The following is a 20,489-nucleotide window of genomic DNA, read 5'->3' as shown; positions in this document are numbered from 1 at the left end:
TCATGCAGACGCTTCATGAGGAGACCCGATGAGCACGCAGCAGCATCCGCTGGGCATCAGCTTCGAATTCTTCCCGCCCAACACCGAGGCCGGCCGCGAGAAGCTGATCGGGGTACGCGACGCCCTGGCTGAGCGGTCGCCGCGCTTCTTCTCGGTCACCTACGGGGCCGGCGGCTCCACCCAGGACCGTACCCTGGACACCGTGCGCCGGGTGCGCGAGTCCGGCATCACCACCGCGCCGCACCTCTCCTGCATCGGCAGCGAGAAGGGGCAGCTGCGCGAGCTGCTGGCCCGCTACCGCGAGGAGGGCATCGACAGCCTGGTGGCGCTGCGCGGCGACCTGCCCTCGGGCATGGGCGGGATCGGCGAGCTGCGTTACGCCAACGAGCTGGTGGAGTTCATCCGCGAGGAGACCGGCGACCACTTCGAGATCGCCGTGGCCGCCTACCCGGAGTCGCATCCCCAGGCCCCCAGCTTCGAACGCGACGTTGAGAACTTCGCGCGCAAGGTGAAGGCCGGGGCCAACCTCGCCATCACCCAGTACTTCTTCAACGCCGACGCCTACTTTCACTTCGTGGAGCGGGCCCGCGCCCTGGGCGTCGAGGCGCCCATCGTGCCCGGCATCATGCCCATCACCAACTACGCCAAGCTGGCGCGCTTCTCCGACGCCTGCGGCGCCGAGATCCCGCGCTGGATCCGCAAGCAGCTCGAGGCCTACGGCGACGACGGCGACTCCATCGCCGCCTTCGGCGAGGAGGTCATCTCGCGGCTCTGCCAGCGCCTGCTCGACGGCGGCGCCCCCGGGCTGCACTTCTACACCCTCAACCAGGCCGCCCCGAGCCTCAGGATCGTCGACAACATCGTCGGCTGACGTCGCGCGCGGCGACCCGGCATGACGCAGCGAGCCCCGCCAGATGGCGGGGCTCGCTGCGTTCGGGGCGGGTGTCGGCCCTGCCGGGGCAGGGCCGTGGGGTCACGACGCGGCGGAGGCCGGGGAGGGGCCGCCACCGCCGCCGTGCAGCCTGCGCTGCATCAGGAACAGCGCGGCGCCGATGGCCAGTCCCGCAACATCGGTGTAGATGCCGCCGTAGATCATGAACAGCGCCCCCACCAGCATCACCAGCCGCTGCCAGGCCTTCACCGGGCCGAAGAACCAGGCCTGGACCACGGCGGCCAGCAGCACGATGCCCAGGGTCGCGGTGATGCCGACCCGCAGGATCTGCAGCCAGGAGCCCTCCATCAGCATCGCCGGGCTGTAGAAGAACATGAAGGGCACGATGAAGGCGGCCAGGCCGATCTTGAACGAGGCCACCGAGGTGCCCATGGCGTTGTCGCCGGAGATGCCCGCCGCCGCGTAGGAGGCCAGCGCCACCGGCGGGGTGATGGCCGAGACCACCGCGAAGTAGAACACGAAGAAGTGTGCCACCAGCGGCTCGATGCCGATGCTGATCAGGCCCGGGGCGACCACCGAGGCGGCCACCGCGTAGGCGGCCGTGGTGGGCATGCCCATGCCCAGCAGGATCGAGATGCACATGGCGAAGAACAGCGCCAGCAGCTGGCTGACCCCGGCCAGGCCCAGCAACAGCGAGGAGAAGCGCGCGCCGACCCCGGTCAGGGCGATCACGCCGACGATCAGGCCGGCGCAGGCGCACACGGCGATGATCTGGATCGACATGGTGCCGGCGAGCTGCAGCGCCTTGAGGATCGCGCGCACCCCCATCTTGTGGGGCGAGAGCCAGCTCACCACGGCCGCCGAGGCGGTGGCCAGGGTGCCGGCACGGATCACCGAGTAGCCCATGAACAGCGCGACGATCAGGATGATGATCGGGGCGAACAGGTAGACCTGCTTGACCAGGCGGCGGAACTGCGGAATCTCCTCCTTGCGCATGCCGCGCATGCCCTTGCGGGCCGCCTCGAAGTCCACCATGCAGTAGATCGAGAGGAAGTAGAGGATCGCCGGGATCAGCGCCGCCACGGCGATCTCGGTGTAGGGAATGCCGGTGACCTCGGCCATGATGAAGGCGCCGGCGCCCATGATCGGCGGCATGATCTGCCCGCCGGTGGAGGCGGCCGCCTCGATCGCCCCGGCGCTGCGGGCCGGGTAGCCCACCTTCTTCATCAGCGGGATGGTCAGCGAGCCGGTGGAGACCACGTTGCCGGCGCTGGTGCCGTTGATCATGCCCATCAGGCCCGAGGCGAAGATCGACACCTTGGCGGGGCCACCGCGGGCGCGGCCGGCCGCGGCGAAGGCGAAGTTGACGAAGTAGTCACCCACCTTCGAGGCCTGCAGGAAGGCGGCGAAGATGATGAACAGGATGATGTAGGTGGAGGAGACCGCGGTGGTCGGCCCGAGGATGCCGGCGTCGGTGTAGACCTGGCTGAAGAAGCGTCCCACCGACAGCCCCGGGTAGCCCAGGAAGCCCGGCAGGTAGGGGCCAGCGAAGACGTAGGCCAGGAAGATCACCGAGATCACCACCAGGGCCAGGCCGGCGACCCGCCGGGTCAGCTCCAGGATCAGCAGCGAGCCGGCGATGGCCGCGTAGGAGATCCCCATGGGGGCGAAGGGGGTGCCGGTGGAGGCGCGCAGCGGGCTGTTGAACATCACCAGCAGGTAGCCGGCCACCGCCAGGGAGCAGACCATCAGCACCAGGTCGGCCGGGGAGAGCGTCTCGCGCACCTGGCGGTAGGCCCAGGAGAGCAGGATGCCGCCGACGGTGGCCAGCAGCAGCGGGTAGCCGAAGTGCCAGGCCTCGATCTCGGGGGCGATGCGCATGGCGCCGTCGCTCATCGCCTGGTGCATCAGCCAGGTGCGCACCAGGGCGTAGCCGGCGGGCACCAGCAGGGCGTAGCTCAGCCAGCCCAGCCAGGCGGCGGAGCGTTCGCGCTCATGCTCGGCGAAGCGGGTGCCGGCGTAGAAGCCGTAGCCCAGGATCAGGGCGCCGGCGATGTGCACGATACGAAACGACCAGGTCTCCAGAGGGTAGACGTTCAGCGAGACCAGGTGGAACAGCGAGTAGGCGATGGCGAGGGCGCCGAACAGCAGCCAGCGCCAGCCGCCGTAGAGGCGCCGGTTGGACTCGACGGCGGCCTCGTCGACGCCCTCGGCGTTGATGGGCTGGATGACGTCGTCGTCGGCGGCGGCATCGTGGGATTCGGGACGTTGGGTCATGGAGACACCCTTGGGTGTGGGACGGAGCGAGACGCATGCCGCCCCGGAGCGCATGGCGCCCCGGGGCGGCGTGGGGGGGAGAGCCGGCTTACAGCTTCAGATCGTCGGGGATCTCGTAGCCGTTCTCCTCGTACCAGCGCACCGCCCCGGGGTGGAAGGGCAGCACGGTGTTGTACTGGATGTTCTCCGGCACGCTGGTGGCCGCGCTGCGGTGGATGTCCATCATCTTGTCGTTGTTCTCCATGCTCAGCTTGGTGATCTCGTAGACGAAGTCCTCGGGCAGATCACAGCCGGCGATGGTGAAGTTCCACATGGAGACGGCGCGGGCATCCTCCTCCAGGGTCTGGTAGGTGCTGGCCGGGATCATGAACGGCGAGACCGGGAAGGCCTCGAGCACCTGGGCCTGCTCCTCCTCGGTGAACTCGATGATGTTGATGTCGGTCTGCACCTCGAGCTGGCTGACCGCGGGGATCGGGATGCCGGCGGCGAAGGCGATGACGTCGATCAGGCCGTCCTGCAGCTGGCCGCCCAGGTCGTTCCAGCCGCCGTTGCGGCGCTCGAAGTTGACCCCCAGCTCCTCGAGGATGGCCGGGAAGTAGGTGTCGGAGGTGGAGGCCGCCGGACCGAAGCCGATGCTGGCGCCGTCCGGGATGTCGGCGATCGACTCGATGCCGCTGTCGGCCAGGGTGGTGATGGAGAACGGGGTCTCGTACATCGGGAACAGCGCGCAGACGTTGTCCATCGGCACGCCCGGGGCCAGCGGGCTCTCGCCGGCCAGGGCCTCGGCGGCCGGACCCATGGTGGTCAGGCCCAGGGCCAGGTCGCCGGTGTGCACCAGGGCGAGGTTCTGGTTGGGGCCGCCGGTGACCTCGCCGCCGCCGGAGAGGCCCAGCTCATCGGCGATCAGGTTGGCCCAGCCGGAGCCGTAGACGAAGTAGGTGCCGCCCTGGCTGGCGGTGCCCACGGTGAAGCTCTCGGGCCAGTCGCTGCGGTCCTGGGCGGCGGCCGAGGCGGCGACCAGCAGGGTACCGGCCAGGGTGCCGGCGAGCAGCTTGGTGGAAGGAAGACGCATGGCGTGACTCCATTGCATGTTGTCGTTGGTGATGTCCCGGGGTGCGGCATCCGGGGGAGAGCCTCCCACAGTCTGGCAGCTCTCGCCGTTCCTGCCGCCCGCCTCGGGACGCGGCTTTCAACGTAGGGCGTTCGCCCCTTCACAGCGCAAGGGTCGGGCCAGTTCTGAGAAACAGCTTTTATTTCAATCAACTATAAGCGAGTCATGAGACCTTGGTCGAAGGGGCGCAGGCGGGGTGATGGCGGGACCCCGCACAACGGGCGGCCGGCAGTGGGCGGAAATCCGCACACCAGGCCGCCCCGGCAGCAGCGGTGGCCTCTAGTCGGTCAGGGCGTTGATCAGGCGAGTGGCCTGGTGCAGGTCGTTCATCAGCGAGGAGGCGAGCCAGGGGTCCAGGCGATGCTCGCGCAGGCGCTCCGCCAGGCGGCGCTGCCAGCGCTGGCGCACCTCGTCGATGGGCCCGGCGATGTCGCGGGCCTCGGGCACATTGGCCAGGTGGTTGAGCCCCTGGGCCAGGGCCAGGCGGATCTCGTCGTGGGCCTGGCGCAGGGGGCTGGCCGGGGCGGCGTGGCGCAGCAGGCTGCGCTGCAGTACCTCGCCGAAGCGCACCGCCTCCACCATGCGCAGGGTGCGGGCGTAGAGGACCTCCAGGCGCGCCTCCTGGGCCTCGGTAAGCGGCTCGTCGATGCGCGCGTAGAAGTCGAGGATCTCCGCCATCAGCGGCTTGATCCGCTCGTGGTAGCGGGCGTTGACCAGGGGCCATTCCGCGGGGTCGATGGGGCGCTCCACCACCTCCCGCGAGGGCGGGTGGCCGATCGCCTCGGCGCTGGGCACGAGTATCGCCGCGCATAGCAGGTGGTAGGCGCGCCGGTAGAGACGCTGGCACTCCTGCTCCATGGCGGCCATGGCGGTGTCGGCGTGCTGCAGTGCGGCGGGGGTCAGGTAGCGGGCCTGGGCCGGCGAGAGGTGGGTGGGTGCCGGGAAGAGCCGCTCCAGCCGTGCCGCCAGCCGCGGGATCCAGGGCAGCATCAGCAGGATGCCGAGCAGGTTGAACAGGGTGTGGAAGAGCGCCAGCTTGAGCGGCCAGGCCTCGCTGGCCAGGCCGATGAGTGCTCCCAGCTGGTCCACCAGCCAGGCCAGCGGCACCAGCAGCGCCAGGGCCACGCCGGCGGTGACCAGGTTGAAGGCCACGTGGGCGCCGGCCAGGCGCCGCGCCGGTGCCCCGGAGCCCAGCGCCCCCAGCACCGCCGTCACCGTGGTACCGACGTTGGCGCCGATCGCCACCGCCAGGGCCGGCAGGTAGGGCAGCTGGCCGCCGGCGAGTGCCGCCAGGGTGATCAGCAGGGTGGCGTGGCTCGACTGCATCACCACCGTGGCCAGCACCCCGAAGAGCACGAACAGCGGCCAGTGCCAGGCGCTGCCGCCGGCCAGGCCATCCAGGGAGAGGCCGTCCTGCCAGGCGGCGAAGCCCAGCTTCATGAAGTCGATGCCCAGGAACAGCAGCCCCACCCCCAGCAGCAGGCCGGCGATGGCCGCGCGCCCGCCCTGAAGCACCCGGCTGCCCAGCAGCCCCAGGGCCAGGAAGGGCATGGCGAAGGCGGCCAGGTCGAAGCGCAGGCCGAAGGCGGCGATCAGCCAGGCGCCGGTGGTGGTGCCGAGGTTGGCGCCGAACAGCAGGGCGATGGCGCCGGGCAGGGCGACCAGCCCGGCGCCGACGAAGGACATGGCGAGCAGGGTGACCAGCGAGCTGGACTGCACCAGGGCGGTGGCCGCCGCGCCCACGCCGATGGCGCGCAGCGGCTTCGAGGTGGCGGCGTGCAGCCAGCGGTCGAGGGTGCCGCCGGAGAGCCGCTTGATCGCCTCCTGCAGGCGGGTCATGCCCCACAGGAAGAGCCCCAGGCCGGCGGCCAGGGTGGCCAGGTCGGGGCGCGACAGCAGCACCGCGCCGGCGGCGGCCAGGCCCAGCGCCTCCAGCTGCCGGCGTCGCGACAGCAGGGCCTGTGCCACGCCCTGGCGGGTCACCTCAGCGGCCCTTGGGGTCGAGGATCCTTACCGTCTGGAAGTCGCCGCTCTCCTCCTCCTCGCGGGGGCGGTTGACGCGGGTGGCGAGCTCGGGGGCGGCCTGCTCCTCGATGGGCAGCTGCTCGAAGAAGTCACAGCTGACGCACTCGCGGTAGCGGATGCCGTTCTGCTCCCAGCTGCGGATGCGGTCCATCTCGGCGCAGCGCGGGCAGATCGCGCCGGCGATAAAGCGTTTCTGGACGGGCATGGGGGCTCCTGTGGGCCCCGGCACTCGGCCGGGGCGAAGGTGGCAGGTCAGGCGGCACGGATGCCGCTGTGGCGCAGCAGCGGCTCGACGCTGGGCTTGCGGCCGCGGAACGCCTCGAAGAGGTCGGCGGCGTCGCGGGCCCCGCCCTGCTCGAGGATCTCGCTGCGGAAGCGGCGTCCGGTCTCGGGGTCGAAGATACCCGCTTCCTCGAAGGCGCTCCAGGCATCGGCGGAGAGCACCTCGGCCCACTTGTAGCTGTAGTAGCCCGCCGCGTAGCCGCCGGCGAAGATGTGCCCGAAGCCGTTCTGGAAGCGGTTGAAGGCGGCCCGGGGTACCACCGAGACGGCGTCGCGCACCGCGTCGAGCAGCGCCTGGATGTCGTCGGCGGCGGGGGCGGTCAGCTCGTGGTGCAGGCGCAGGTCGAACAGCGAGAACTCCAGCTGGCGCACCATGCCCATGGCGGACTGGAAGTTGCGCGCCGCCTGCAGCTTCTCCAGCAGCTCGGCGGGCAGCGGCGCGCCGTCGTCGACATGGCCGGCGATCAGGTCAAGGCCCTCGCGCTCCCAGCAGTAGTTCTCCATGAACTGGCTGGGCAGCTCCACGGCGTCCCAGGCCACGCCGTTGATCCCGGAGATGTCGGCGATGGTCTGCCGGGTCAGCATATGGTGCAGGCCGTGGCCGAACTCGTGGAACAGGGTGGTCACCTCGTCATGGGTGAGCAGTGCCGGCCGCTCGCCCACCGGGCGGGTGAAGTTGCAGGTGAGGTAGGCCACCGGCAGCTGCAGGGCCTCGCCCTCGTGGCGGCGCACCCGGCACTCGTCCATCCAGGCGCCGCCACGCTTGCCCTCCCGGGCGTAGAGGTCGAGGTAGAAGCCGGCGATGGGCTCGCCCTGCTCGAGGATGCGGAAGAAGCGCACGTCGGGGTGGTAGCGCGGGGCGCTCTCGTCCTCGGCGAAGGTAACGCCGAACAGGCGCTCCACCACCCGGAACAGGCCGTCCACCACCCGCGGGGCGGGGAAGTAGGGGCGCAGCTGCTCCTCGTTGATGGCATGGCGCTCCTCGCGCAGCTTCTCGCTGGCGTAGCCCACGTCCCAGGGGGCCAGCTCGCCCATGCCCAGCCGCTCGCGGGCGAAGGCCTCGAGCTCGGCGTACTCCTCCCGGGCCTGGGGCACGGCGCGCCGGGCCAGGTCCTCGAGGAAGGCCTGCACCTCGGCCGGGGACTCGGCCATCTTGGTCGCCAGCGAGTAGTCGGCGTAGGTGGCGAAGCCCAGCAGCTCGGCCAGCTCGCGGCGCAGGGCGAGGATCTCCTCCATCAGTGGGGCGTTGTCGAACTGGCCGGCGAGGGGGCCCTGGTCGGAGGCGCGGGTGACGAAGGCGGTGTAGACCTCGCGGCGCAGCTCGCGGTCGTCGGCGTAGGTGACCACCGGGAAGAAGCTGGGGAAGTCCAGGGTGATGCGGTAGCTCGCCTGGCCCTTGGCCTCGGCGTTGGCGCGCAGGGTGGCCAGGGCGCTCTCGGGCAGGCCGGACAGGCGGGCCTCGTCGGCGAGGTCCAGGTGCCAGGCCTGGGTGGCATCAAGCAGCTGGTTGGAGAAGGTGTTGGAGAGCTCGGAGAGGCGCGCCTTGATCTCGCCGTAGCGACGCTTCTGCTCGGCGGGCAGGTCGACCCCGGCGAGGCGGAAGTCGCGCAGGGTGTTCTCCACGGTGCGGCGCTGGGCGTCATCCAGCCCGGCCCAGGCCGGTCCCTCCTTCAGCGCCTGCCAGGCGCGGAACAGCCCCTCGTGCTGGCCGAGCCAGGTGCTGTACTCGGAGAGCTTGGCCAGGCAGGCCTGGTAGGCCTCGCGCAGCTCGGGGGTGTTCATGGTGCCGTTGAGGTGGGAGACCGGCGACCAGGCGCGCGACAGGCGGTCGTTGAGGGACTCCAGTGGCGCGGCGAGGCTCTCCCAGTCGGGCGGCGACTGTTCGGCGCGCGCGACCAGCGCCTCGACGCCGCGGCGGTTGTCGGCGAGGATCTCGTCGATGGCCGGCACCACGTGCGCGGGGCGGATGGCGTCGAAGGGAGGCAGCTCGTGGGGCTCGAGCAGGGGGTTGCGGGGCATGCGCACCTCGGATCATGGAGTGGATGACCCAAAGATGAGGGCGCGCGGGGCGAGATTCAATCCGCGATCGCCCCGAGGGTTTGCCGGCGGGGGGCGGGCTGCTAGGCTTGCTGGCTTTCATGCGTGCGGGACCCCGCACGCCGCATGGCGGGAGAATCGACGATGAGCGAGACGCTGGAGCGCTGGAGCACGCGGCGCGCCTTCATCCTGGCGGTGACCGGGGCGGCGGTAGGGCTGGGCAACATCTGGCGCTTCCCCTACATCACCGGCGAGAACGGTGGGGCGGCCTTCCTGGTGCTCTACGTGGCCTTCGTGCTGCTGCTGGGGCTGCCGGTGATGATGGCCGAGATCATGGTGGGCCGCGCCGGCCGGCGCAGCCCGGTGGGCTCGCTCGGGCACCTGGCCGCGGCGGCCGGGGCCAGCCGCCACTGGCGGCTGCTGGGGCTGTTCGGGGCCTTCACGGTGTTCTGCATCCTCTCCTTCTACTCGGTGGTCTCGGGCTGGTCCATCGAGTTCCTGGTGGCCTCCATCAACGGCGACTTCCGCGGCGCCGCCCCCGCCGAGATCGGCGCCGGCTTCGATGCCTTCCTCGCCGATCCCGCACGCATGACCTTCAACCACACCCTGTTCCTGGCCATGACCATGCTGGTGGTGGCCGCCGGGGTGGCCAAGGGGCTGGAGCGGCTCAACAACCTGCTGATGCCGCTGCTCTACCTGCTGCTGCTGCTGCTGGCCGGCTACGCCGCCACCACCGATGGCTTCGGCACCGCCCTGGTGTGGCTGTTCCAGCCCGATCTCTCGGCGGTGACCCCGCTGGTGGTGATGCACGCCATGGGCCACGCCTTCTTCACCCTGGCGGTGGGGGCCTGCGCGCTGATGGCCTACGGCGCCTACATGCCGGATCACCAGAGCCTGCCGCGGGCGGTGGGTGCGGTGGCGGTGCTCGACGTCACCGTGGCGCTGCTGGCCGGCATCGCCATCTTCTCGGTGGTGTTCTCCCAGGGCATGGACCCGGGGGAGGGGCCGGGGCTGATGTTCGTCACCCTGCCCATCGCCTTCGCCGAGCTGCCCTGGGGGGCGCTGTGGCTCAGCGTCTTCTTCCTGCTGCTGCTGCTGGCTACCTGGACCTCGTCGATCAACCTGGCCGAGCCCATGGTCGCCACCCTGCAGGGAGTGGGCCTGCCGCGGGGCGTCGCCGCGGCCCTGGTGGGCCTGGCGGTATGGCTGCTGGGCCTGCTGACGGTGTTCTCCTTCTCGAGCCTGGCGGAGTGGCGGCCGCTGTTCGGCATGAACGGCTTCGAGCTGGTCAGCACCATCCCGCCGGAGGTCTTCCTGCCCCTGGGGGGCTTGCTGATCGCCCTCTTCGCCGCCTGGGTGGTGCCGGAGGCGACCGCGCGCCGGGCACTGGGCGTGGGTGACGGCGGCTTCGTGGCATGGCGTGCGGTGACCCGCTGGGTCGCCATCCCGCTGACGCTGGTAGTATTGGTGGCCGGCCTGATCTGACTTCCGGCGCACGGTCAGGGCGCCGAACGAGAGGAGAGCACGATGAGCGAATCCCGAGCCATCCGGCCCTGGAAGGGCAAGCAGCCGCGCCTGGGCGAGCGGGTCTATATCGATCCGGCGAGCCTGGTGCTGGGTGACGTGGAGCTGGGCGACGACAGCTCGGTGTGGCCCATGGCGGTGATCCGCGGCGACATGCACCGCATCCGCATCGGGGCACGCACCAGCGTCCAGGACGGCTGCGTGCTGCACATCACCCATGCCAGCGACTTCAACCCCGGCGGCTTCCCGCTGACCATCGGCGACGACGTCACCATCGGCCACAAGGCGATCCTGCATGGCGCCACCCTGGGCAGCCGCATCCTGGTGGGCATGGGCGCCATCGTCATGGATGGCGCCGTGGTCGAGGATGAGGTGATCATCGCCGCCGGCGCGGTGGTGACGCCGGGCAAGCACCTGGAGAGCGGCCACGTCTACGCCGGCAACCCGGCCAAGGCGCTGCGCCCGCTTAAGGAGAAGGAGCGCGCCTTCTTCCCCTACACCGCCGGCAACTATGTCCGCCTCAAGGATGACTACCTGGCGGCGGCCGCGGAGTGATTTCCTAAGCCATTGTTTCTTCGTGCCGGGGCGGGCGATAATCTGGGTATTTATCCAGTCTCGAGGGCCGCCCCGGCATGGCCGACTTCCGCACCCACCTTGGCGTGGCCGCCGCCGGCGGTGCCGTGCTCGCCCACGGCGGCTGGCAGGCGGGGCTGTGGGACGCCTGGCAGGCGCTGCCGATGCTGGCGCTGGTGACCCTGGGCGGCATCCTGCCCGATATCGACGCCGACAGCTCGAAGGCGATCCGCCTGGTGTTCAACCTGCTGGCGATACCGGCGGTGGTGGCGGGTGCGCTGCTGCTGCAGGGGCGGCTCTCCATCGGCGGCCTGCTGCTCGCCTGCGGCGCCCTCTACCTGGGGGTGCGCTACCTCGCCGGGGCGCTGTTCGCGCGCTTCACCGTGCATCGCGGCATCTGGCACTCGCTGCTGGCGGCGGGGCTCTGCGGCCTGGCGACCGCGGCGATCAGCCACCGGCTGCTGGCCCAGCCCGATGCCCTGGCCTGGGGCCATGGGCTGGCGCTGGCGCTGGGCTTCACGCTGCACCTGCTGCTCGACGAACTCTACAGCGTCGACCTCACCGGGGCGCGCATCAAGCGCTCCTTCGGCACCGCCCTGAAGCCGCTGGACTGGCGCTCGCCAGGCAACGCCCTGGTGATGCTCGCCGCCGCCGCCAACCTGCTGCCCTGGCTGCCGGCCTGGGCGGCGCTTCCCGACCTGCTCGCTCAGGGGGCGTCGCTGTGGCGGTAGTCCTCGGGGCGTAGCCCGTACTTCTTGAGCTTGTCGTAGAGGGTCTTGCGGGGTAGCCCGAGCCGCTCGCACGCCTCCGAGACCCGGCCGCGATGGCGGGTCAGCGCCTGGTCGAGCAGGCTCTTCTCGAACAGCTCCACCTGCTGGGGCAGCGCCAGCTCGCCGCTGTCGCTCTCGGCGCCGGCCAGCAGCGCCTCCAGGCGGTAGTCGAAGGCCGCCCCCAGCAGCACGTAGCGCTCGGCGAGGTTGCGCAGCTCGCGCACGTTGCCGGGCCAGTCATGGGCGAGCAGTGCCGAGGTACCGGCGGCATCCAGGGGCGGTGCCTCCAGGCCGCTGCGGTTGGCGGCCACCACCGCGAAGTGCTGGAACAGCAGGGGGATGTCCTCGCGCCGCTCGCGCAGCGGCGGGATCGGCAGGGTCACCACGTCGAGGCGGTAGTAGAGGTCCTCGCGGAAGGTGCCGGCCTCGGCGGCGGCCTTGAGGTCCACCTTGGTGGCGGCGATCACCCGGATGTCCAGCGGCACCGGCACGTTGGCGCCCAGACGCTCGACGCTGCGATCCTGCAGCACCCGCAGCAGCTTGACCTGCAGCGCGAGCGGCATCGACTCGATCTCGTCGAGGAAGACGGTGCCGCCGTTGGCGTGCTCGAACTTGCCGATGCGCCGCTCCACCGCGCCGGTGAAGGCGCCCTTCTCGTGGCCGAACAGCTCCGACTCGATGGTGCTCTCCGGCACCGCGCCGCAGTTGATGGCGACGAAGGGGTGGCCGCCCCGCGGGCTGCGCTCGTGGATGGCCCGGGCGACCAGGTCCTTGCCGGCGCCGGTCTCGCCGAACAGCAGCACGTCGGCCTCCACCTGACTGATGCGCTGGACCATGGCGGCGAGGCGCTGGATCGCCGGGGTGCGCCCCACCAGACGGGGGCCGGGGGCTGCCTGCTGGGCCTCCAGCTCGGCGCGCAGCCGGCGGTTCTCCAGGCTCAGGCGACGCTTCTCCACGCCGCGGCGCACCACCTCCACCAGGCGCTCGGCGGCGAAGGGCTTCTCCAGGAAGTCCCAGGCGCCTTCACGCATCGCCTCCACCGCGGTGGAGATGTCGCCGTGACCGGTGATCAGGATCACCGGCAGGTCGGGGTCGCGGCGGCGCACCTCGCGCAGCAGCGCCATGCCATCCATGCCGGGCATGCGGATGTCGCTGACGATGACCCCGGGGAAGTCGTCGCCGAGCTCGGCCAGGGCGGCCTCGGCGCCGGGGTAGGGCAGCGGCGCGTAGCCGGCCAGCTCCAGGGTCTGGCCGGCGGTGATGCGCAGGTGGGGCTCGTCGTCGATGATCATCACCGGCGGCTCGGCCGTCTCATGCATGGGGCGCGTTCTCCTGGCGGCGGATAGAGGAGGCCGCGGCGGGGCGGGTCCGCGGCAGACGAATGACGAAGCGGGCGCCGCCCTCGGCCCGGTTCTCGGCGAACAGGCGGCCGCCGAGGTCGTCGATGATACGCGACGAGATCGACAGGCCCAGCCCCAGGCCGCTGCCCGGCGACTTGGTGGTGAAGAAGGGCTCGAAGATGCGCGTCAGCTGCTCGGGGGGGATGCCGGGCCCGCTGTCCTCGACGGCCAGCTCGATGGTCTCGTGATCCGCCCGCACGCTGAGCGTCAGGCTCGGCGCGGCGGTGCCGGCCATGGCCTGCAGGGCGTTGCCGATCAGGTTGACCAGCACCTGCTCCAGGCGCACCGGGTCGGCGTCGACCCACGCCGGCGCCGCGGGGAAGCGCCGTTCCACCCGCACACCGGCCTCCTGGAGGCGCGCCTGGAAGAGGCGCAGGGCGTACTCGAAGCAGTCGGTGACCGACACCGCGCTGCGCCGCTCGTCGCCCTTGCGCGAGAACTGGCGCAGCTGGGCGCTGATCTCGGCCATGCGCCCGGTCAGCTCGACGATCTCGGCCAGGTTGCGGTCGGCGCTCTCCAGGCGCTCGCGCGCCAGGAAGGCGCGGGCGTTCTCGGCGTAGGCGCGGATGGCGGCCAGCGGCTGGTTGAGCTCGTGGTTGATGCCGGCGGCCAGCTGGCCGAGCACCGCCAGCTTGGCGGCCTGGATCAGCTCGTCGCGGGTGCGGCGCAGATCCGCCTCGGCGCGCTTGCGCTCCTCCACCTCGTCGGAGAGGCGGCGGTTGGTCTCGACCAGGTCGCGGGTCCGGCTGGCCACGTTGCGCTCCAGCTCGTCCCGCGCCCGGGCCAGGGTGTGGCGCTCGCGCTCGGCGAACAGCTCGCGCTCGCGGCGCAGGCGCAGGCGTTGCCAGCCGATGCCGCCGCCCAGCAGCACCATCCCGTAGAGCCCGCCGGCAAGCAGCGCCGAGACCCACTGGGCCCGGACCACCGGGTCCAGCGGCTTGAGTATCTGCATCTCCCAGCCAAGCTCCGGCAGCGCCCGGCGCAGGCCGAGGAAGCGTTGCCCCGCCAGGGGGCCGTGGGCGAAGCCGACCAGGCGGCTGCGCTGACCCAGGCGCTCGAGCACCTCGAAGCCGGAGTGGTCGAGGGGCTCGTCGGCGTAGCGCCGGGTGGCCAGCAGCGCGCGCCGCTCGGCCGCCGATAGCGGCGCCAGGGAGGCCATGCGCAGCTCGGGCCGGCTGGCCATGAAGATGATGTCGTCGGCATCGGTGACCAGCAGCTCGGCCTCCTGCTCGGCCCAGCTCGCCTCCACGGCGTCCAGCAGCACCTTGACCACCATCACGCCGTCGGGGGTGGCATCGGGGGCGGTATCGTCCAGCCACACCGGGGCGGAGAAGTAGTAGCCGCGCTCCAGCGACTGCACGCCGAGGCCGTAGAAGCGTCCCGGGCGTCCGGCGATGGCGTCTGTATAGTAGCTGCGGAAGGCGTAGTTCTCGCCGATGAAGGTGTTGGGGCGGTGCCAGTTGCTGGCCGCCAGGGTATCGGCGTGGCGGTCGAGCAGGTAGATGTCGGAGACCCCGGTGGTGGCGCGGAAGCGGTCGAGCAGCAGGTTCAGCGGCATGGCATCCTGGCTCTGCGGGGCGGCGAGGAAGCGGCGTACCGCCTCGCGGGAGGCCAGCAGCCGGGGCAGGTAGGCGTGGCGCGAGAGGTAACCGGTCAGCCCCGTGGCGGAGAGGCGCAGCTCGTTCTCGGCATCCTGCTGCAGTGACTGCAGCGCCTGCTGGCGGGCGACGTCGGCGGCCTGCCACACCACCAGGACGAGCCCCAGCGGCGCCAGCCACCACAGCCAGTGGCGCCAGCGTCGCGGCAGCCGGGAGGCCTCGGCCGCCGCCGTCATGAGGCTCCGTCGCGGCGCGCGGGCGGCATCGCCTGGGCACGGCGCAGGGCACGCTGGGCGCGGGTCTCGGCGCGCTCCAGCTCCAGCAGCCCCTCCTCGACGAACACCAGGTGCTCGTGGGCACGGGCGCGGGCGTCCTCGGCGCGCCCCTCGAGGATGGCGTCGAGCAGGGCGCGGTGCTGCACCATCAGCCGCGGGCGGGCGTCGGGCTTCTCGAACAGATGGGCCAGGTTGTCGACGATGCTGCGTTCCAGCAGGTGGAAGATGCCGCGGATGGTGTGCAGCAGCAGCACGTTGTGGGCGGCCTCGGCGATGGCCAGGTGGAAGGCGGCGTCGGCCTTGGCCTCCTCGTGGGGGTCGCGCCCCTGGAAGCGCTCCTCCAGCTCCTCGAAGCGCTTGATCAGCAGGGCCCGGTCGGTAGGGGTGGAGCGCAGGGCGGCATAATAGGCGGAGAGGCCCTCCATGGCGTCGCGGAACTCCAGCAGGTCGAGGTGGAACTCGCCGTGGCGCGCCAGCATCTCCAGCAGGGGATCGCTGTAGCCGCTGTTGAGCTCCTCGCTGACGAAGGTGCCGCCCCCCTGGCGGCTGTTGAGAAGGCCGCGGGCGGCGAGCTTCTGGATCGCCTCGCGCAGCGACGGGCGCGAGACGCCGAAGCGCTCGGCCAGCTCGCGCTCCGGCGGGAGGCGCTGCCCGGGCTTGAGGCTGCCTTCGAGGATCATCGCCTCGAGGCGTTCGGTGATCACGTCGGCCAGACGCGGCTGGCGCAGGTGGGAGTAGGCCATGAGAGTTTCCTGGCGAGTGCGTATTGCCGTGATGATACCGTGTCAAATTGGTATGACCATAGCCTCGGGCCAGGAGAGGTCGTCGGAACCTTACGTGATTCTGCGGGGAAAGCATCCGATCCGGGAGGGTTCAACCAAAGTCGATGGGGATCTGTGCGCTGTCGGTTTGACACGGCAGGGGCGGCGCCATATGGTGCGCCAATGCTCGAGTGTCAATTGGTTTTACCAATTCACCGAATACTCCCGATAGGGGTCGGCGCGGACTCGGTACGACTCCTGCCAAGGCCATATGGAGATGGCTCCTCCACAGCACAGGGCTCGCCATGATCATTTCCTCTCCCACGGATTACCGCCAGGCCGCCCAGCGGCGTATCCCGCCCTTCCTCTTCCATTATGCCGATGGTGGCGCCTACGCCGAGCGCACGCTGAGGCGCAACGTCGACGATCTCGGCAGCATCGCCCTGCGCCAGCGCGTCCTGAAGGACATGTCCACGCTGTCGCTCGAGACCCAGCTGTTCGGCGAGTCGCTGGCCATGCCGGTCGCGCTGGCCCCGGTGGGCCTGACGGGCATGTACGCGCGGCGAGGCGAGGTGCAGGCCGCGCGAGCCGCGGCCAGCAAGGGCATACCCTTCACGCTGTCCACGGTGTCGGTCTGCCCCATCCACGAGGTCGCCTCGGCGGTGGAGCGCCCCATCTGGTTCCAGCTCTATGTGCTGAAGGACAGGGGGTTCATGAAGCACGTCCTGGAGCGTGCCAAGGCCGCCGGCGTCAAGACGCTCGTCTTCACGGTGGACATGCCCGTGCCGGGGGCACGCTACCGCGATGCGCACTCCGGCATGAGCGGCAGGCACGGCGGCATCCGGCGCATGCTTCAGGCCATGACCCGGCCGGGCTGGGCCTGGGACGTGGGCGTCCATGGCCGCCCCCATGACCTGGGCAACGTCTCCGACTACCGTGGCCATCCGACGGAGCTCGAGGATTACATCGCCTGGCTCGGCGACAACTTCGACCCCTCCATCTCCTGGAAGGATCTGGAGTGGATTCGTGAGTTCTGGGATGGCCCGATGATCATCAAGGGCATCCTCGACCCCGAGGACGCCCGTGACGCCGTGCGCTTCGGCGCGGACGGCATCGTCGTCTCAAACCATGGCGGCCGCCAGCTCGATGGGGTGCCCTCTACCGCACGGGCGCTGCCGGCCATCGCCGAGGCGGTGAAGGGGGACCTGGCGATCCTGGCCGACTCCGGCATTCGTAACGGGCTCGATGTCGTGCGTATGGTTGCCATGGGCGCCGATACCGTCCTGCTGGGGCGTGCCTTCATCTATGCGCTGGCCACCGCCGGCGAGGCGGGGGTGGCGCACCTGCTCGAGCTGTTCGAAAAGGAGATGCGTGTCGCGATGACGCTCACCGGGGCGCGCAGCATCGCCGACCTGGGGCCCGAATCGTTGGTGGAAGGCGCGCGCCAGGCGGGTGGCTCACCATGAGCCGGCCAGGCGCCGAGGCCTACCATGAACTCAAGGCCGCCCTGTCCGCCTCGCTGCCTGGCGAACGACTGATCGACGACCCGCTGCGCACCCTGGCCTACGGCACCGATGCCAGCTTCTATCGGTTGGTTCCGCGGCTGGTGGTGCGCCCCGAGAGCGAGGCGGAGCTGCGCCTGACCCTGGCCGAGTGCCGTGCCCGGGGCCTGCCGGTGACCTTCCGCGCCGCCGGCACCTCGCTCTCCGGCCAGGCGGTCACCGACTCGGTGCTGATCCAGCTGGGGCGTGGCTGGCGCGGTCACGAGATCCTCGACGAGGGGCGGGCGATCCGCCTGCAGCCGGGGGTGATCGGTGCCCGGGCCAACCAGCTGCTGGCCCCCTACGGGCGCAAGATCGGCCCCGACCCGGCCTCCATCGCCAGCTGCATGGTCGGCGGCATCGCCGCCAACAACGCCTCCGGCATGTGCTGCGGCACCGCCCAGAACAGCTATCGCACCGTGCGCGACCTGCGCGTGATCCTCGCCGACGGCACCCTGCTGGACACCGCCGACCCCGAGAGCGTGGCGGCCTTCCGCCGCTCCCACACCGAGTTGCTGGCGGGGCTCGAGCGCCTTGCCGCCGAGACCCGCGGCAACGCCGAACTGGCGGAGAGGATCCGCCACAAGTACCGCCTCAAGAACACCACCGGCTACGCCCTCAATAGCCTGGTGGACTTCAGCGACGGCATCGAGATCCTCAAGCACCTGATGATCGGCTCCGAGGGCACCCTGGGCTGCATCGCCGCCATCACCTACGACACCGTGGTCGACGAGCCCCTCAAGGCGGCGGCGCTGGCCTTCTTCCCGGACATGGCCGCCACCTGCCGTGCCACCATCGCCCTGAAGCGTTCGCCGGTCTCGGCGGTGGAGCTGATGGATCGTGCCGCGCTGCGTTCGGTGGAGGATGAGGCCGGCATGCCGGAGGTGCTGCGGACGCTGCCCGAGGGGGCGGCGGCGCTGCTGATCGACGTGCGCGGCAACGACGAGGCGGAGCTGCAGGCGCGCCTCGGCGAGGTGCAGGCGACGCTGGAGGGGATCCGCCCCCTGGAGCCGGTCGGCTTCACCCGTGATGCCGACACCTATGCCCTCTACTGGAAGATCCGCAAGGGGCTCTTTCCCGCGGTGGGCGCGGTGCGCGAGACCGGCACTACGGTGATCATCGAGGACGTCGCCTTTCCCATCGAGCGCCTCGACGAGGGGGTGCTGGCACTCACCGACATCTTCCATCGCCATGGCTACGCCGAGGCGATCCTCTTCGGCCACGCGCTGGAGGGTAACCTGCACTTCGTCTTCCCCCAGGGGTTCGAGAGGCCCGGCGAGGTGGAGCGCTACCAGGCGCTGATGGACGAGGTGGCGCAGCTGGTGGGCGTCGAGTACGGCGGCTCGCTCAAGGCCGAGCACGGTACCGGGCGCAACATGGCCCCCTATGTGGAGCTGGAGTGGGGGCCCGAGGCCTATGCGCTGATGTGGGAGATCAAGGCGCTCTTCGACCCGGAGAACCTGCTCAATCCCGAGGTGATCCTCAGTCGTAACCCGACCCTGCATCTGGAGAACCTCAAGCCGCTGCCGGCGGCCCACGCGATCGTCGACAAGTGCATCGAGTGCGGCTTCTGTGAATCCGTCTGCCCTTCGCGGGACCTGACCCTGACGCCGCGTCAGCGCATCGTGATCACCCGCGAGGTGGCGCGCCTCGAGGCGCTGGGCGCGGCGACCGGCGATGACGATGCCGCGCGGCTGGCCGCACTGCGCGCCGACCTGGGGCATGCGGTGGATGCCACCTGTGCCGTGGATGGACTGTGCGAGACCCGCTGCCCGGTCGGCATCAACACCGGCGACCTGGTGCGCGACATGCGGCGGCGCCGGCTCGGCCACCATGCCGGGCTCGCCCGACGCCTGGGGGCACACTTCGACGGCGTCACCCGGACGGCACGCAGCACCCTGCGCCTGGCCGGTGCGGCCAACCGCCTGCTCGGCGACGGTGTGATGGGCGCCATCAGCCAGGGGGCGCGGCGCCTGAGCGGCGAGCGCCTGCCACAGTGGACGCCGGCGCTGCCTCAGGCGGCGCCGGTGAGGGTGCTCAAGCGACAGGCCGACGCGGAGGCGTCGCGCCCCCGGGTGGTCTACCTGCCCAGCTGCGCGACACGCATGTTCGGCGCCGACCGCCGCGACGACGGCGAGTCGCGCTCGGTGATGGAGATCACCCTGGCGCTGCTGGAGCGGGCCGGTTTCGCAGTGGTGATCCCGGAGCGGGTCGACAGCCTCTGCTGCGGCATGGCCTTCCGTTCCAAGGGGCAGTTCGACGAGGCGGACCACAAGGGGCGCGAGCTCAATCGCGAGCTGCTCGCCGCCAGCGAGAGCGGCCGCCACCCGATCCTCTGCGATACCAGTCCCTGCACCCTGCAGATGCAGGAGCACCTCGACGACTGCCTGGAGTTGCAGGAGCCCGTCGCCTTCGCCCATGACCACCTGTTGCCGCGTCTCGACGTGACGCCGGTGGGCGAGCGGGTCGCCGTGCACGTCACCTGCTCCAGCACCCGCCTGGGCCTGGGCGACAAGATGGTGGCCCTGGCCCGCGCCTGCGCGGAAGAGGTGGTGGTGCCGGCGGAGATCACCTGCTGTGGCTTCGCCGGTGACAAGGGGTTCAGCGTGCCGGAACTCAACGCTTCGGCCCTGTCTGGCCTGGCCGAGCAGGTGGCCGGGTGCAGCGCCGGCTACTCCAACTCCCGCACCTGCGAGATCGGCCTGTCCCGGCATGGGGAGATCCCGTATCGTTCGATCCTCTCCCTTCTGGATCGCGCCAGTCGGCCTGGCTGACCCGAGGGCAGCCTATCCACAGGCGGTCTGCCGGGTGCGCTGTGGATAGTGTTAACGGATGCCGCGGTGTCATGGTGTCTTCACCCTTCGGCCAGGGCCCTGAAACTTTTTTACCGATGGGGCTTGCGCCCGCGGCTCCGGGCCCGTAAAGTACGCATCCGCTGCCGGCGACGGGCCAACGTTGCTGGCGGTGGAAGTGGCAGAAGTGACTGTTCTGCTTGGGGTTTTTCGAAACGTTTCGGAATATCTCGCTTGACAGTCGCCGCGGATTCGGTAGAATGCGCGCCACGCCTTGCGGAGTTCTTCGGGAGCTTCGGTCGCCCGCCTCTCGGAGGCGAGGCGGTCAGCAGGATCGGCAAGCACGCTTCGCCACTCACTGCTTGACACGCCGCGGCGACACGGTAGAATACGCCTTCCTCGCAGGGCGCCGACGACGCGACAGGGTCGCGACGACGGCAAGCGAGACGCTCCGCTCATTAGAGATTGGAGCCGCTCTTTAACAATCGATCAGGTAATTCATGTGGGCGCTTGTCGATGGTGCGGTGATCATGTCACGTATCATCAAGGCAAGCGACTCGTCAAACGAGACGTTTGAACCTTGAGCCAAGTTTGGTCCGCTTAACGGACTTATGATCTTAAACTGAAGAGT

At 70.4% G+C, this 20,489-nt stretch carries 14 protein-coding genes; 6 read left to right on the top strand and 8 right to left on the bottom strand.

Annotation, left to right across the window (positions count from 1 at the left end; all coding sequences use genetic code 11):
• Positions 1-28: 28 nt before the first annotated feature.
• On the top strand, positions 29-871 hold the full coding sequence (gene metF / locus BLP95_RS11190; RefSeq protein ID WP_089679387.1) for a methylenetetrahydrofolate reductase [NAD(P)H]: 843 nt from the start codon (positions 29-31) through the stop codon (positions 869-871).
• A 102-nt stretch (positions 872-973) separates the two neighbouring features.
• On the opposite strand, the gene BLP95_RS11185 is transcribed toward metF, so the two are convergent.
• The 5 genes from BLP95_RS11185 to prlC form a co-directional block, all read right to left on the bottom strand.
• Positions 974-3,169, bottom strand: a complete 2,196-nt coding sequence (locus BLP95_RS11185; RefSeq protein WP_089679383.1) for a TRAP transporter permease — start codon at positions 3,167-3,169, stop codon at positions 974-976.
• Positions 3,170-3,257: 88 nt separating this feature from the next.
• Complete coding sequence (locus tag BLP95_RS11180; RefSeq protein WP_089679380.1) at positions 3,258-4,241, bottom strand: TAXI family TRAP transporter solute-binding subunit; 984 nt, start codon at positions 4,239-4,241, stop codon at positions 3,258-3,260.
• 318 nt (positions 4,242-4,559) lie between these two features.
• Entirely contained in the window at positions 4,560-6,248 is a 1,689-nt protein-coding gene (locus BLP95_RS11175; protein ID WP_143004420.1) for a Na/Pi cotransporter family protein, read from the bottom strand.
• Between the two features lie 16 nt (positions 6,249-6,264).
• The gene (locus BLP95_RS11170; RefSeq protein WP_089679374.1) at positions 6,265-6,510 is read right to left on the bottom strand and encodes a YheV family putative zinc ribbon protein; all 246 of its coding nucleotides are present in this window, start codon (positions 6,508-6,510) and stop codon (positions 6,265-6,267) included.
• Positions 6,511-6,557: 47 nt separating this feature from the next.
• Entirely contained in the window at positions 6,558-8,606 is a 2,049-nt protein-coding gene (gene prlC, locus BLP95_RS11165) for an oligopeptidase A (RefSeq protein WP_089679371.1), read from the bottom strand.
• Positions 8,607-8,768: 162 nt separating this feature from the next.
• On the opposite strand from prlC, the gene BLP95_RS11160 reads away from it, so the two are divergent.
• The 3 genes from BLP95_RS11160 to BLP95_RS11150 all read left to right on the top strand — a co-directional run bounded on the left by BLP95_RS11160 (position 8,769) and on the right by BLP95_RS11150 (position 11,452).
• Entirely contained in the window at positions 8,769-10,109 is a 1,341-nt protein-coding gene (locus BLP95_RS11160; protein WP_089679368.1) for a sodium-dependent transporter, read from the top strand.
• Positions 10,110-10,151: 42 nt separating this feature from the next.
• Complete coding sequence (locus tag BLP95_RS11155; protein WP_089679365.1) at positions 10,152-10,703, top strand: gamma carbonic anhydrase family protein; 552 nt, start codon at positions 10,152-10,154, stop codon at positions 10,701-10,703.
• A 77-nt stretch (positions 10,704-10,780) separates the two neighbouring features.
• The gene (locus tag BLP95_RS11150; RefSeq protein ID WP_089679363.1) at positions 10,781-11,452 is read left to right on the top strand and encodes a metal-dependent hydrolase; all 672 of its coding nucleotides are present in this window, start codon (positions 10,781-10,783) and stop codon (positions 11,450-11,452) included.
• On the opposite strand, the gene BLP95_RS11145 is transcribed toward BLP95_RS11150, so the two are convergent.
• Genes BLP95_RS11145 through BLP95_RS11135 form a run of 3 tightly spaced genes read right to left on the bottom strand, consistent with a single transcriptional unit; the run spans position 11,428 to position 15,507 of the window.
• The gene (locus tag BLP95_RS11145) at positions 11,428-12,810 is read right to left on the bottom strand and encodes a sigma-54-dependent transcriptional regulator (RefSeq protein ID WP_089679359.1); all 1,383 of its coding nucleotides are present in this window, start codon (positions 12,808-12,810) and stop codon (positions 11,428-11,430) included. The two genes, BLP95_RS11150 and BLP95_RS11145, sit on opposite strands and share 25 nt — an antisense overlap.
• A complete protein-coding gene (locus BLP95_RS11140) occupies positions 12,803-14,725 on the bottom strand; it encodes a sensor histidine kinase (RefSeq protein WP_089679355.1) in 1,923 nt (640 codons plus the stop codon). Before BLP95_RS11140 ends, BLP95_RS11145 begins: the two co-directional genes overlap by 8 nt.
• Positions 14,722-15,507, bottom strand: a complete 786-nt coding sequence (locus BLP95_RS11135; RefSeq protein WP_089679352.1) for a GntR family transcriptional regulator — start codon at positions 15,505-15,507, stop codon at positions 14,722-14,724. Before BLP95_RS11135 ends, BLP95_RS11140 begins: the two co-directional genes overlap by 4 nt.
• 323 nt (positions 15,508-15,830) lie before the next feature.
• Between BLP95_RS11135 and lldD the strand changes: the two genes are divergently transcribed.
• Both lldD and BLP95_RS11125 read left to right on the top strand, forming a co-directional pair.
• Positions 15,831-16,991: an FMN-dependent L-lactate dehydrogenase LldD gene (lldD, locus tag BLP95_RS11130; protein ID WP_023004750.1), complete on the top strand. Its 1,161-nt coding sequence runs from the start codon at positions 15,831-15,833 to the stop codon at positions 16,989-16,991.
• Complete coding sequence (locus BLP95_RS11125; RefSeq protein ID WP_089679350.1) at positions 16,988-19,840, top strand: FAD-binding and (Fe-S)-binding domain-containing protein; 2,853 nt, start codon at positions 16,988-16,990, stop codon at positions 19,838-19,840. The genes lldD and BLP95_RS11125 overlap by 4 nt, the downstream gene beginning before the upstream one ends.
• Positions 19,841-20,489 lie beyond the last annotated feature (649 nt).

It is taken from the genome of Halomonas shengliensis, assembly GCF_900104135.1.
GTDB classification, from domain to species: domain Bacteria; phylum Pseudomonadota; class Gammaproteobacteria; order Pseudomonadales; family Halomonadaceae; genus Halomonas; species Halomonas shengliensis.
Note: the sequence above shows the minus strand (reverse complement) of the source record. Positions and strands in the feature narration are given on the sequence as shown.